Consider the following 13,628-nt stretch of genomic DNA (forward strand, 5'->3'; position numbering starts at 1 on the left):
TAATCTTAAAGAGCGGACAGCTGCCAAATTTTAAGGATGAGACCATAGATCATTCCTGCGGTAGTCCCGAAGCATTATGCCCGAGGCTTGAAGGTCAAGCAGCAGGTTTCGGAGGATTTGTCCGCAACATCCTGGTGGTCATTCGTATACGCCTCTGCCCCGTATTCCTCATTCAGCTTCATGTGAGCATGGCGGTCAATTTCGATCATGATCATTTCGGCTTTGCACACGTTTTGTTCTCCCCAATAATGACAATTGCTTACACTGCATTTCACTAATGGTTTGGCTTCGTTGGCCATTTAGCATCACCTCGTCAACATTTTTTCCTGAGTTCAGCGGCGGTATGCACCGTTACGACTGTCAGTTGGTGTCAGGACGAAGGCGCCTCGGCTTTCGTCAAGGTATTCATTTCATCGCGAATTTACCCGCGGACGAAATCCAAAATTACGAAGCAAGATCAGCATCAATGCTTGATCTGAAGGGTCAAAAAAAGAGCCGTCCCCCGCTGTAGAAAAACTACATAGGGGCAGCTCTTTGTCAGGTTAAGGATGCTTCATCAACCAAGGAATGGCGTTCAGGCTTGCAGCATCTTATGTTTAGGCGTGGCTCTTCTCGGAATGCATCCGGCGCTCCGTCAAATAATCACTCTCGTAATAAGCCAGATCGTCACGGAGCTCTTCGTAGATCTTCGTAATGTTCATAATAACGTCGCGTGCCGGGCGCACCGGCTTCTTCCGGAAACGAATCGCGTCCTGACCGGTGTAGGCATAACGGCCGTCTTCGGAGTAGCTTTCGTTGACCGGATAAAAAAAGCTGTTTACGCAGCGGTGGTACACATTATACAAAGCCTTCTCGGCAAAATCGGCATCAAAATTAGGGCGACGCTGCACAACGCCAAGCTTCTCATACGAAACTTCTGAAAATACGAGCAGATGACGAACATCGGACAGAAATCCCTTATAAAAATGTACGGTCTCTTCATCGCGTTCCTCGACCAGCTGCGGTAAAGCATACTCGTTCAAAAACGCTTCCATAATCGAAATAGCAGATTTCAACTTGTCTCTGGACTCCGAACATAATTTCTGAAGATTGTCTGCTGGCATTACGATAGATCCCCCTTAATGGTGTGACCGCCAGGCTAATAACCTTGGACGCTAACGGTCGTACTAATATGTACTATCCTAACACAAATTTGGAGAGAGCGAAATCCCTTCTGAATGCACTTACAAGGATATTTATGGTGCGCCCCTTTGCGCAAGTTCTTCCACTTTTCACAAGCCCCTCACCGCGAATAAAATAGGTGCCCATTTCCCACGCTAACCATATCAAATCCGTCTTAGGCGGTGAGGAGGAATACATGTGAAATCACGTCAACTGTGGACTTGGATCGCTGCAGGGTCGGTTCTGGGAGTGCTTCTGGTGCTCCTGTTCATTCCAGGCTCCAAGGAGCCCGGCCAGACCGCACAGCCCCCGCAGCCGCTGAAGCCTCAGGGCGAGCATAAAGCGAAGCATATGACCCTGCTCAGCGATATCGAATCAACCGACCGATTGAACCGGGTTGATGCGAAGGGGCATTTGCGGGCGATGCTGAACAACGATAAACTGCGCAACGCCGGGCAAGTGAAATCCTATGCCCTCAAGGAGCAAAAATCCCATCAGCATTTCGAGCAGGTTAGATGGTATCAGCTCCGGAACAACCAAAGCACGGAAATTAACGGAAAGCTGCCGCCTATGAGTAAAAAGGATAAAGCTTTGATCGCCCACCATTTCCAGATGGCGCTGCAGAAGCTAAAGCAGGGTAAGCCTTACGATTCCCCGAAATTCTACGCGGCCGGGAAGCCTTACTTCGTTGTGGCCGAGCCCTCCAAGGACGGCAAGCATGGCGCCGCTGCCCTGGTGAATCAAGCGGTGCTGCATGAGGTGTCCAACCACCAAAAGCGAAATCTTCGCATGATTCCCTATCCGAAGGAGGGGAAATTCAAGGTCGAATCGATTCACGCGGATACGTTATCGGACATTACCGTCAAGACTGGGCATGACAACGAAAAGGCCAGCCATTATTACGAGAACGAAATCGTGGTGTCGTTTAAGTCTGAACCGACAAAGGAGGACCTCAGCCGCATCGAGCGTGATATCTCTGCCGAATCCTCCCGCAAACTTGGCTATGCCTATGTATTTCGTTCCAAACAGATGGACTACAACAGACTCCGTAGCTATTTCGAAAGACGGTGGAGAATTAACTACACCGAGCCCCACTATATTTATTTAACCAATGACCGGCAGGCTAAATCCGGCGCAGCCTCGGAGTCCATGCCCGAAGGTCCCGACGGTCAGGTTAACATCCCGAATGATCTGCTCTTCTCTGAGTATCAGTGGAATCTGCCGGTCATCGAGACGAACCGCGGCTGGGATATATCCAAAGGGAGCGAGGATGTGATCATCGCGGTGATCGACACCGGCGTAGATCTGGCCCATACCGATCTGGACGGACAGCTGGTCGAAGGCTACAACATCGTGGACAAGGAGGCGAAGCCTCAGGACGATGTCGGTCACGGAACGCATGTAGCCGGTATTATCGCCGCACTTGTCAACAACGGCGAGGGCGTTGCCGGCGTCAGCTGGTACAATAAGATCATGCCGGTCAAAGCACTTGACGGCACAGGTTCAGGTACAACCTATGCCGTCGCCGAAGGCATTATATGGGCAACCGACCACGGGGCCAAGGTCATTAATATGAGCCTCGGCAATTATGCCGATTCGCAATTTCTGCACGATGCTGTAAAATACGCCTATGATCGTGACGTTGTGCTTGTAGCCGCCTCCGGCAACGACAATACCGAGCGTCCAGGCTACCCGGCCGCTTATCCGGAGGTGCTGGCCGTTGCTGCCATCGATGCAGACCAAAAGCGTGCCGAATATTCGAACTACGGCGATTACATCGACGTATCGGCTCCCGGCACGAATATCGCCAGCACCTTTCCGGGCAATCAGTACGCCGCGCTCTCGGGAACTTCGATGGCCAGTCCGCATGCGGCTGCCATGGCGGGCCTAATCCGTTCCCTGAACCCCGAGCTGACCAACCAGGAGGTCATGGACCTCATGATCAACCATGCCGTTGATCTGGGGGATAAAGGAAAGGACAAATATTACGGTCATGGCCAGATCGATATTTTCCAATCGCTAAAGGCAGCCGGCAATTCCGAGGTCCCGCTCCAAATGTGGCCGAGCCAGGCGCTCCGCCATCTCGAAGACGAGCTTCGGAAGCTCGGCGGAACGAAGAAATAAACTGTCTGCACCTGATATAAAGGACCCGCAGGGGTTGGTCGAAGCGTCTGTTAGCGGCCATTCCTTGCGGGTCAATTTCTTATATACGGCAGGTGAACTGCTCAGTCAGTAGTTAGACAGCTCTCCAAGGCGCGGGATTAAGTTATCTCTTGCGGCGAGAGCGGGCGCGTTCGGAGCGCTTCTTGGACGACTTGCCGGAAACGGCAACGTTTCTGACACCGGCACCGCCGCCGTAAACGCCGTCCTCAACTTCCTGCGAATACGTATAAATATGCTTCTCGACAGGGCAGCAATGAATTTTGTCCACCACTTTAATCGGATGGATGACAGGGACAATTTGCGGAACATAATGATCTCTTACGATGACGATCGGGTCGCATACGATTGGCGAAACTTCAGGACATGGTCCATGGTGATGACATGACATAATTTTCGCATCTCCTTTCCGTTGATGATTATAGCTTATTAACAGAAGGACATTATGGTATGGACGACTGTCCTTTACAGGCAAATGTTATCGAAAAAAATATCCCGAACATGAAAAAACGCGCATGCTCTCTGCGTCCCGAAGGGAAGCGAAAGATTATGCGCGTTTATACGGTTGGTTTACATATGAAAATAACGGTTGTTCAGTTTGGAAAGTTTTCCGTAAGCCGGGTTCTGTGCTCTTCGTGGTCATCTCGGGAACTACCCTGCCACTATAAGCGACAATCATCTATCTAGGCCGATTATTACTAACCGGCTCAAGCGACCAACCCAGACGCGCCTCGGGCAAAGGCTGTCTCCTCAAGGGAGACTCGCGTCCCATTAGGTCTTGCTCCAGGTGGGGTTTACCAGGAACGAAGTCACCAGCGTTCCTCGGGGTCTCTTACACCTCGGTTCCACCCTTGCCTGTGCTGTGAATCCACAGCCATCGGCGGTCCATTTCTGTGGCACTATCCTTCAGCTCGCGCTGACTGGACGTTATCCAGCACCCTGCCCTATGGAGCCCGGACTTTCCTCTCGCGGCTTTTCGCCGCCAGCGATTGTCTGTCAAACTTTCCGGACAACATTACATATTATATCTTGATTTATATCCATGCACAACCCTTAAAACATTAGCAGTCGATGATGAAATTACCAGAGCAGCCGTCATGATCATGCCAGAATATCAGCCGCCCGCCTTGTGCCATCTCCTACCTTGATAACGGCCGATAAACCTAAGCTTACATAAATTGAAACGGCTCCGTGTTGACCGACGAAGCGACGACCTTGGTATCATACTTGTTCTCCTGCAGCTTCTGCTGCATCCATTCGGCGACCTTGCCCTTCATGATTTTCTCGGCATTATGTCCTGGATCAATTAGGGTTAGGCCGGCGGCAAGCGCGTCCTGTGCCGTATGGTAATCAATGTCCCCCGTTACGAGCACATCGGCGCCCCGGAACAACGCTTGGGGATAGAAGCGCCCCCCGGAGCCTCCGATGACCGCCGCCTTGCGGAGCGTCCGGTTCAGATCGCCCACGACCCGGACGTTCGGAACGTCCAGCTTCTCCTTGACGACTTCGGCCATCTCCGCCAGCGTCAGCGGCTCCTTCAGCTTGCCGACCCGTCCGAGTCCCAGCGACCGTCCCTTAAGATCCATGGAATACAGATCGTAGGCAACTTCCTCGTACGGATGGGCCTTAAGCATCGCCTGGATGACTTTGTTCCGGATCGTATGCGGCACGATCGTCTCGATCCGCACTTCCTCGGCCCGTTCCATCTTGCCGGCTTTGCCTTGATACGGGTTGCTTCCTTCTCTCGGGATAAACGTACCGAATCCTTCAATGTTAAAGCTGCAATGGCTGTAGTTTCCGATCCAGCCCGCACCGGCGTCCAGCACGGCGTTCAGCACTTCCTCGTGATGGCTCTTCGGCACGAATACTACCAGCTTGGACAGCTGCTCATTATGCAGATCATGAATCGGCGAAGTATTCTCGATTCCGAGCGCTTCGGCCATCCAGTCGTTCATCCCGCCTTCGGTTACGTCAAGATTCGTATGGCTGACGTAGACGGCAATATCATGCTTGATCAGCTTCTCGTACACCTTGCCCATCGGCGTGTCGGTCTGAAGCTGCTTCAGCGGCCGGTAGATAATGGCGTGATGGGCAATAATCAAATCGGCTCCAAGGCGAATCGCCTCGTCAACCACTTCATCATTGACATCCAGCGCAACCAGCACTGTACGGATTTCCTTCTGAAGGGTACCGAGCTGAAGTCCGATCCGGTCCTCCGGCTCAGCCACATGCTTCGGAGCAAGCTGCTCCATATATTGTATTACGGTTTGTCCTTTGGCAAGCATGCCAGCACCTCCTCGATAAACTCGATATCCGCCCGAATCTCCGCCGCCTTGCCTTTAGCCGTATCCAGATCCGAGCGCGACAGCGACTTCAGAATTTGATTCATCTTCCCGATCTCCGATTTCCATTTATCATGGAACACGGTGCCTGCATCCCGGATTAACCACGGCCCCATGCGCAGCAGCCATTCGGCGGATAGGGAAACCTTTCCGGCAATGGCTCGCTGCGAGTATATTTCCTCATTCGTCACGGGGCCCCCCGGTCGCTCGGGCTCGGCCACAAGCACCTCATAAATCTTCCCGTCTTCCTCCAGAATAAACTCGTCGATCAGCACCCACTCATGGGCAAGCAGCCATTTGCGCAAAATATCCTCACCGACGTTCGGCTGCAATACGAGCCGGCGCACCCCTTCAAGCTTGCCGTTGCCCCGATCCAGAATCGCAGCGATTAGACTCCCGCCCATGCCTGCAATCGTAATGACATCCGCTTCGCCTGCGGACAGGACTTCAAGACCGTCTCCTCTCCGGACCTGAATGCAGTCCTCCATCCCGGATTCCTTCACCTGCTTTGCGGCAGCCTCGAACGGGCCCTGATTCACTTCGCCTGCAATCGCTTGGACGGCTGCGCCGCATTCTACGGCTGCAACCGGCAGCAGCGCATGGTCAGACCCTATATCGGCCAGCCGGCTGCCTTGGGGGATTTGGTCCAGGATTAGCTGTAACCTTTTTGATAATTTCACGATGACACTCCTACATCCATTATAGTTGCATGCGACACTACATTTTAACGTAACAGACCGCATGATAAACTGCAAATCCACTCTGGATATTGGGACCATCCATTCATTCCATCGCCATTTGGAAGTGATGCTATTCTCAGGTTTAGGGCTCGTCCATCATTTGCATTGATCTTGGAAAAGAGATAAAATAAAGACCGATACAACAAATACAGGCAGAAATTCCAGAACCAAGGAAAACAAGCCTTCCGGCGGCAGACCGCATTGCGATGGAACTCTAATATCCAATTGCCCAGAGCTTGTAAGCAGCGTACCTTCATCTCAGAAAAAAAGACCTTGCTGCCGGAAAATGCAGAAGGTCCCTTGATCACTCTATTCGAGAAAATCCTTCAGCCGCTTGCTGCGGCTCGGATGACGAAGCTTCCGAAGCGCCTTGGCCTCAATCTGCCGGATCCGTTCACGCGTAACGCCGAACACTTTGCCTACTTCTTCAAGCGTTCTTGTGCGCCCGTCGTCAAGGCCGAACCGGAGACGAAGCACGTTCTCTTCCCGCTCCGTCAGCGTATCGAGCACGTCTTCAAGCTGTTCCTTAAGAAGCTCGTATGCTGCGGCATCAGCTGGAGCGAGAGCCTCCTGATCCTCGATAAAATCGCCGAGATGGGAATCGTCCTCTTCGCCGATCGGCGTTTCCAAGGACACCGGTTCCTGGGCGATCTTCATAATTTCCCGAACCTTCTCCACGCTAAGCTCCATCTCTGCCGCGATTTCTTCCGGCGATGGCTCGCGACCCAGCTCCTGCAGCAGCTGTCTGGATACACGGATCAGCTTATTGATCGTCTCAACCATATGCACCGGAATCCGGATCGTACGGGCTTGGTCGGCAATCGCGCGCGTAATGGCCTGCCGGATCCACCATGTGGCATACGTACTGAATTTAAAGCCTTTTTTGTAATCGAACTTCTCCACCGCTTTAATAAGGCCCATATTGCCTTCCTGGATCAGATCCAAGAACAGCATGCCGCGACCGACATACCGCTTCGCGATGCTGACAACCAGCCGCAGATTCGCCTCGGCCAGACGGCGCTTGGCCTCCTCATCCCCTTGCTCGATCCGGTTCGCAAGCTCAATCTCGTCGTCCGCGGACAAGAGCGGTACACGTCCGATTTCTTTCAAATACATTCTCACCGGATCGTTGATTTTGATGCCCGGCGGCAGCGACAAATCGTCATCGAAGCCGAAATCCTCATTGTCATGGGATTCGTGATCTTCCGATGCCCGGTGGCTGACCTCATCGTCGCTTTCGTTCACCACATCGATGCCGAGGTCGGCAAGCTGCTCGTAGAACTCCTCCATCTGCTCCGTATCCTGATCGAATGGCGACAGTTTCTCCATAATATCTTTATAGCTTAATACGGATCTCTTTTTACCCTGCTCAATCAATTGATCTTTGACTTGATCCAGCGTAAATTCCGTTTCTAGTTCAGTATGCTGATCATTCGCCATTTTTCGACTCCCTCCTCCCTAGAAGCAGCAATGTGCGGACATCATTGTCTTTCTAGGGCGATAATCTCACTTGCAATTTGTGCGGCCCGCAAAAAATCTCCCGAGCGCTCTGCTTTCATCATTTCTTCCTTCTTCTGCTCGATCTCTCGCTGCTGCGGATATTTCAGTACCTCCCGGATGCAGTCGTCAAGCACTTGAACATTCCACTCCGCGGGTGCCTCCATCATCATAATGGAGCTGACGGTCTTTTCCAGACGATCATCATGGAGAGATGACATGAAACGGCTAATATCCGGAGATTTGCCTTGTGCATAATAAGCATATAGATAAACAGCTATCGCCGCATGATCTTCGATATTAAACGCTTCTCCCAGCCGTTCGCCTACGTATCGCGCGGCTTCCGCATCCTGCAGCATCAGCGACAGCAGCCGCCGTTCAGCCGCATGATAGGCAGGCAGCAGCGCCGGGGCGGGCTGACGCCCGTTAATATGCCTACCATTATTCCACCTTTTTTCCTTATTATCCCCATCGCCCCTCTTTTTTTGCATGGACTGCCTGAGCAAATTGCAATCCTGCTTAAGGCTCTCGTAGGAAAGGTTCAGCTCCGAGGATAATTCTCTCAAATATACTTCCCGCTCGGTTGAGGAATGAAGTGCGGCGATAATCGGCAGCGCTTCTTTCGTATACGCGATCTTGCCATCTTCTTCTAGCAGTATATGGTTTTTCTTCAGATATATAAGTTTAAATCTTGTGGTTGAAACAGCTGTTTCCACTACATGCCTGAATCGCTCGGCACCGAATTTGCGGATGTATTCATCCGGATCCAGGCCTTCGCTGACAAGCGCAATCTTCACCCGAAGTCCGGCGCCCTCCAGCATCGGGATGACCTTCATCGCGGCTGCCATACCGGCCCTGTCGCCGTCATAGATGACAACAACCTCTTCGGCCATGGATTTCATAATCGCTACTTGATTTTCCGTAAGGGACGTGCCCATCGTTGCCACGCCGTTCTGAAGTCCAGCCTCCCAAGACGAGATCACATCACCGTAACCTTCGAATAATAGGATCTGACGCAATTTGCGTATGGATGTCTTCGCCTGGTGCAGGTTGTACAACGTACGGCTTTTGTTAAACAAAAGAGTTTCCGGGGAATTCAAGTACTTCGGCTGACCATCCCCGAGGATCCTTCCGGCGAACGCAATCACTTTGCCGCTGCGGTCATGGATCGGAAACATGATACGTCCCCGAAACCGGTCGAGATAGCCTTCCTGTTCATGTCTTGCGGACAACAAACCGCCCTTCTCCATCTCTTTCAGGTCAAATGACCGCTTGGTAAGAAATTGAACCAGCGTATCCCAGCGATCCGGCGCATAGCCGATCTGAAACTGATCGATCATCTTGTCGCTCATGCCGCGGGACCGTAAGTACTTCATCGCCTCGGTGCCATGCTCCGTATTCTTCAGCAGAAAATGATACAGCTTGGCGCTCAGCTCATAAGCTTCAAGTAAACGTTCTTTCTCCGGATTGCGAGGAATTACGGGAACCCCTTGACCTTCCGGTAACGAGATATCGTTCTCTTCGGCCATGGTTCTTACGGCTTCGGGGAAGGAAAATCCTTCGATTTCCATTCTGAATTTAATGGCGTTACCGCCCTTGCCGCAGCCATAGCAGTAGAAGATTTGGCGTTCCGGTGTAACCGTAAAGGATGGGGTCTTTTCCGAATGAAAAGGGCACAGGCCCTTTAAATACTTCCCCTGTTTCGTAAGATGCACGTATTTGCTGACCGTATCCACGATATCGCTTTTGGCCAGCACCGCCTCAATGACATCATCCGGAATATTGCCTTGTCCGGTACTCATCCAAACCACCTTCATCTCATTTGGCACGTAAATAGTATTCGCTACGGGTGGACATTCTCCTGCAATTCAAGCAAAAGTTTTGTCAGTTTATGTTGAAAAAAAACCCGGTCTTCGTCAAGCAGCTTTTTCGGTCCTTTGCCGTACTTCCCCTGCCTTCTTGCTTTGGCTTGATGGTGGCGCGAATCCAGCATGAAATCGATATCGGAATTGCGGAATATCCGGCCGCGGAACGAGATGACATAGCAGGATTTCGCTAACGCCAGCGCAGCCAAACCATAGTCCTGGGTGACCACGATATCCCCTTTCGATATATGGTTCGCAATATAGAGATCAGCGCTTTGGTCGCTCCGGTCCACTTGAATCGTCACGACGCCTTCCTCGGCCTGCTGCATATGATCATAGGAAGAAACGAGCAGCACCGGCACATGGAATGTACGGGCAGTTTCTGCGATTTCCTTCTTGACGGGACAGGCGTCGCCGTCAACCACGATCCGGCAGGAGGAACCTTCAATCATTGATATCACCGGCTTTTCCTGTACTCTTGGAACCATCCTGTGCTGTTTACTATTATATACGTCTTGAACCGATTAAAATCCTGCTTCCCAAAAAACAATGAGCTGCAGTCTGCCTTACTGTACGGCCATTGATTCTTACTCACAGCGAAAGCGCCATCCTGTGCCTTGACACGGGCTGTCGCTTTCGCTGAACAAACCATTATAACATTTGCAAAATCATCATGTCACTACGCTTACCACACTAATTTTGAAAAATCGGCGTACCGCTTCAAATCCCCATCGATGCCGGAGAGCAGTGCAAGGCGGTTAGCCCGCACCGATTCGTCCTCGGCCATGACCATGACGGAGTCAAAGAAGCCGGTAATCGGCGCCTTCAGTCCACTGAGCAAGGACAATGCGCGTTCGCCGTCCGCAGCATCCAGTGCCGCTTCGTAATCGCTCCGGATCGCCTGCCAGGCTTCATAAAGCTCGCCTTCCGCAGACTCCGTGAACAGCTCCCGGTTCACCGCAGCTTTCCCTGCCTTGGCCGCAAGGTTGCTGACGCGGTTCAAGGATTCCACCGTCGTCTTGAAGTCCTCGGCGGACTCAACCGCATGCATCAGCGCCTGTCCCCGGTTCACAACGGATACCACGGAATCGAAGCCGGCCGAAATCACCGCATCGACAACGTCATACCGCTGGTTCTCGGACAGCAGCTTCTTCACGCGAAGTCCGAAGAATTCCTGGAGATCCTTCCGGATTTCACCGGCGGACCGTTTGAGCGCCCGGATGTTCTCATGAACGTCCAGCGCAATGCCGAACACGTCGGACAAGGTAATCGGAAGCTTGTGCTCCAGAATGATCTGCACGATGCCTTGCGCCTGGCGGCGCAGTGCGTATGGATCCTGGGAGCCGGTCGGAATGATGCCGATGGAGAAGCAGCCGGTAATCGTGTCGATTTTGTCCGCTATGCTTATGATGGAGCCGACCTGCGTCGAAGGAACGGCATCGCCGGCAAAGCGCGGCTGGTAATGCTCGAATACCGCTTTGGCCACCTCTTCCTTCTCTCCCGCTTTACGCGCGTAATCCTCGCCCATAACCCCCTGAAGCTCAGGGAATTCATACACCATTTGGGTTACAAGATCGAATTTGCAGATATCGGCGGCGCGGCTGACGGAATCCGCTGCATCAGCGGCGATTCCAAGCTTGACGGCCAGCTGATCGGAAATGCGGCGGATGCGGCGCACCTTGTCCCCGATCGTTCCGAGCTCCTCATGGAAGACGATGCTTTCCAGCTTGGACAGCGCGTCCTTGATCTGGAGCTTCTGATCTTCCTCATAGAAAAACTTCGCATCCGACAAGCGTGCCCGCAGCACCTTTTCATTCCCTTTGGCAATAACATCAAGCGAACGGGAATCGCCGTTGCGCACCGTCACGAAATAAGGAAGCAGCTGCCCCTTGTCGTCCAAAACCGGGAAGTAGCGCTGATGCTCGCGCATCGAGGTGATCAGCACATCCTGCGGGATATGAAGGAACGAGGAATCGAAGGTTCCGTAGAGCACGGTAGGCGTCTCAACAAGGAACAATACCTCTTCCAGCAGATCATCCTTGATTGCGATATTCCAGCCCTTCTCTTTGGCGAGTGCCTGAATTTGCGAAACGATCATTTCTTGACGCTCATTCACGTCCACGATGACATGCTGTTCGCGAAGGATATCCCGATATGCCGACGCTTCCGGAATAACGGCATCAGATCCCAGGAAGCGGTGCCCTCTCGTGACATTGCCCGCCTGCACGCCGGCAACCTCAAGCGTGATCGTCTCGCTGCCCAGCAGCGCAACGATCCATTTGATCGGACGTACGAACTTGAACTCATGCGCACCCCAGCGCATATTTTTCGGGAACGTCATCGCTGTCAGTATGCCGTGAAGCCCCTCGGACAGAATCGACTGGGTATCGACGCCGACGCTGCTCTTGGTGACGTAGATATACTCGACGCCTCCAAGCTCCTTAAAGGTGAAGCTCTCCGGATCGACGCCTTGGCTTCGGGCGAAGCCGAGCGCCGCCTTGCTCCACTGACCGTTCTCGTCCAGCGCGATCTTCCGCGAAGGTCCTTTAACCTCCTCGCTGACATCCTCCTGCTTATCCGCAACATCCTTGACCCATACGGCAAGGCGACGCGGCGTTGCATAGGCGGTTACTTCCCCGTGCCCGATTCTGGATGCTTCCAGCCATTTCACGAGGCGGTCCTCCAGCTGTTCCATCGCTGCACGCAGAAATCTTGCCGGGACTTCCTCCAGCCCGATCTCAAACAATAAATCCTTAGGCATGTTCTGCGCCCCCTTTCTTAATCAACGGGAAGCCAAGCTTCTCGCGTTCCTCCAAATACGTAGCCGCCACCTGGCGCGCGAGATTGCGCACGCGCATGATGTAGCCTGTTCTCTCGGTCACGCTGATCGCTCCTCTGGCGTCAAGAAGGTTAAACGTATGGGAGCACTTCAGCACATAGTCGTACGCCGGGAAGACCAGATGTTGATTCATCGCCTTGTTGGCTTCCTCTTCATACATGTTGAACAGCGTAAACAGCATCTTCACATCCGACACTTCAAACGTGTACTTGGAATGCTCAAATTCCGGCTGATGGAACACGTCGCCATACGTAATGCCGTCCACCCATTCGAGGTCGAATACATTCTCTTTATCTTGAATATACGACGCAAGCCGCTCCATGCCGTAGGTAATCTCAACCGCAACGGGATTGGCATCGATGCCCCCGACCTGCTGGAAATACGTAAACTGCGTAATTTCCATGCCGTCGAGCCACACTTCCCATCCGAGGCCCCAGGCGCCAAGGGTCGGAGCTTCCCAGTTATCTTCGACAAAGCGGATGTCGTGATCGAGCGGGTCAATGCCAAGACGCTTCAGGCTCTCCAGATACAGCTCCTGGATATTGTCCGGGGAAGGCTTCAGAATGACCTGAAACTGATGGTGCTGGTACAACCGGTTCGGGTTTTCCCCGTAACGGCCGTCTGCCGGACGACGGGAAGGCTCAACGTAAGCGACATTCCACGGCTCCGGACCGATCGAGCGCAAGTAGGTCATCGGGTTCATGGTGCCTGCACCCTTTTCCGTGTCATACGGCTGCACGATGATACAATTCTGTTCTGCCCAGAACTGCTGCAGCGTCAAAATCATCTGTTGGAAATTCATGATTTTTAGCTCCTTTGCTTTCATTTTCATAATAAAACATCCGACAATCCAGTCTGTACAACGCAAAAAAGCTCTCGCCCCATGCCTGATGTACAGACATAGGGACGAGAGCTGTCGCTTCCCGCGGTTCCACCCTACTTGGCCAGCCTTCCCGCAGCTGCCGTGCAGCAGCGCTGTAGCTAAACCCACTTTATCGTTTCAAGAATGCTCCCGGGTGCCATG

Annotated in this window: 11 protein-coding genes and 1 other RNA gene; 1 reads left to right on the forward strand and 11 read right to left on the reverse strand. The window is 52.7% G+C overall.

Annotation, left to right across the window (positions count from 1 at the left end; translation table 11 throughout):
* Positions 1–74 precede the first annotated feature (74 nt).
* Entirely contained in the window at positions 75–230 is a 156-nt protein-coding gene (locus tag NSQ46_RS21065) for a DUF1540 domain-containing protein (protein WP_342574577.1), read from the reverse strand.
* A gap of 366 nt (positions 231–596) precedes the next feature.
* Positions 597–1,103, reverse strand: a complete 507-nt coding sequence (locus NSQ46_RS21070; RefSeq protein WP_007129430.1) for a YpuI family protein — start codon at positions 1,101–1,103, stop codon at positions 597–599.
* Between the two features lie 256 nt (positions 1,104–1,359).
* On the opposite strand from NSQ46_RS21070, the gene NSQ46_RS21075 reads away from it, so the two are divergent.
* Entirely contained in the window at positions 1,360–3,285 is a 1,926-nt protein-coding gene (locus NSQ46_RS21075; protein WP_210095263.1) for a S8 family peptidase, read from the forward strand.
* A gap of 142 nt (positions 3,286–3,427) precedes the next feature.
* On the opposite strand, the gene NSQ46_RS21080 is transcribed toward NSQ46_RS21075, so the two are convergent.
* The 9 genes from NSQ46_RS21080 to glyQ form a co-directional block, all read right to left on the reverse strand.
* Positions 3,428–3,712: a hypothetical protein gene (locus NSQ46_RS21080; protein WP_007129428.1), complete on the reverse strand. Its 285-nt coding sequence runs from the start codon at positions 3,710–3,712 to the stop codon at positions 3,428–3,430.
* Between the two features lie 207 nt (positions 3,713–3,919).
* Positions 3,920–4,326: RNase P RNA component class A (gene rnpB, locus NSQ46_RS21085), an RNA gene on the reverse strand.
* A gap of 164 nt (positions 4,327–4,490) precedes the next feature.
* Positions 4,491–5,606 (reverse strand): Nif3-like dinuclear metal center hexameric protein, encoded by a 1,116-nt coding sequence (locus NSQ46_RS21090; RefSeq protein ID WP_210095262.1) that lies wholly within the window; start codon positions 5,604–5,606, stop codon positions 4,491–4,493.
* A complete protein-coding gene (locus NSQ46_RS21095) occupies positions 5,582–6,343 on the reverse strand; it encodes a class I SAM-dependent methyltransferase (RefSeq protein ID WP_213614239.1) in 762 nt (253 codons plus the stop codon). The genes NSQ46_RS21090 and NSQ46_RS21095 overlap by 25 nt, the downstream gene beginning before the upstream one ends.
* A gap of 369 nt (positions 6,344–6,712) precedes the next feature.
* Entirely contained in the window at positions 6,713–7,843 is a 1,131-nt protein-coding gene (gene rpoD / locus NSQ46_RS21100) for an RNA polymerase sigma factor RpoD (protein ID WP_007129424.1), read from the reverse strand.
* A 41-nt stretch (positions 7,844–7,884) separates the two neighbouring features.
* Positions 7,885–9,702 (reverse strand): DNA primase, encoded by a 1,818-nt coding sequence (dnaG, locus tag NSQ46_RS21105; RefSeq protein ID WP_342574581.1) that lies wholly within the window; start codon positions 9,700–9,702, stop codon positions 7,885–7,887.
* Positions 9,703–9,743: 41 nt separating this feature from the next.
* Positions 9,744–10,217, reverse strand: coding sequence for a YaiI/YqxD family protein (locus tag NSQ46_RS21110; protein WP_210095278.1), 474 nt, complete (start codon positions 10,215–10,217; stop codon positions 9,744–9,746).
* 233 nt (positions 10,218–10,450) lie between these two features.
* Positions 10,451–12,526 (reverse strand): glycine--tRNA ligase subunit beta, encoded by a 2,076-nt coding sequence (glyS, locus tag NSQ46_RS21115; RefSeq protein ID WP_007129421.1) that lies wholly within the window; start codon positions 12,524–12,526, stop codon positions 10,451–10,453.
* Entirely contained in the window at positions 12,519–13,406 is an 888-nt protein-coding gene (glyQ, locus tag NSQ46_RS21120) for a glycine--tRNA ligase subunit alpha (protein WP_007129420.1), read from the reverse strand. The genes glyS and glyQ overlap by 8 nt, the downstream gene beginning before the upstream one ends.
* Positions 13,407–13,628: the final 222 nt, after the last annotated feature.

The organism is Paenibacillus sp. FSL M8-0142 (assembly GCF_038597315.1).
Taxonomy (GTDB): Bacteria; Bacillota; Bacilli; order Paenibacillales; family Paenibacillaceae; genus Paenibacillus_AQ; species Paenibacillus_AQ lactis.

What these genes read in the sequence shown, in the direction of transcription:
- NSQ46_RS21070 (WP_007129430.1), bottom strand. Translation starts at nt 1,103, where the DNA reads ATGCCAGCAGACAATCTTCAGAAATTATGTTCGGAGTCCAGAGACAAG.
- NSQ46_RS21080 (WP_007129428.1), bottom strand. Translation starts at nt 3,712, where the DNA reads ATGTCATGTCATCACCATGGACCATGTCCTGAAGTTTCGCCAATCGTA.
- NSQ46_RS21090 (WP_210095262.1), bottom strand. Translation starts at nt 5,606, where the DNA reads ATGCTTGCCAAAGGACAAACCGTAATACAATATATGGAGCAGCTTGCT.
- rpoD (WP_007129424.1), bottom strand. Translation starts at nt 7,843, where the DNA reads ATGGCGAATGATCAGCATACTGAACTAGAAACGGAATTTACGCTGGAT.
- dnaG (WP_342574581.1), bottom strand. Translation starts at nt 9,702, where the DNA reads ATGAGTACCGGACAAGGCAATATTCCGGATGATGTCATTGAGGCGGTG.
- NSQ46_RS21110 (WP_210095278.1), bottom strand. Translation starts at nt 10,217, where the DNA reads ATGATTGAAGGTTCCTCCTGCCGGATCGTGGTTGACGGCGACGCCTGT.
- glyS (WP_007129421.1), bottom strand. Translation starts at nt 12,526, where the DNA reads ATGCCTAAGGATTTATTGTTTGAGATCGGGCTGGAGGAAGTCCCGGCA.
- glyQ (WP_007129420.1), bottom strand. Translation starts at nt 13,406, where the DNA reads ATGAATTTCCAACAGATGATTTTGACGCTGCAGCAGTTCTGGGCAGAA.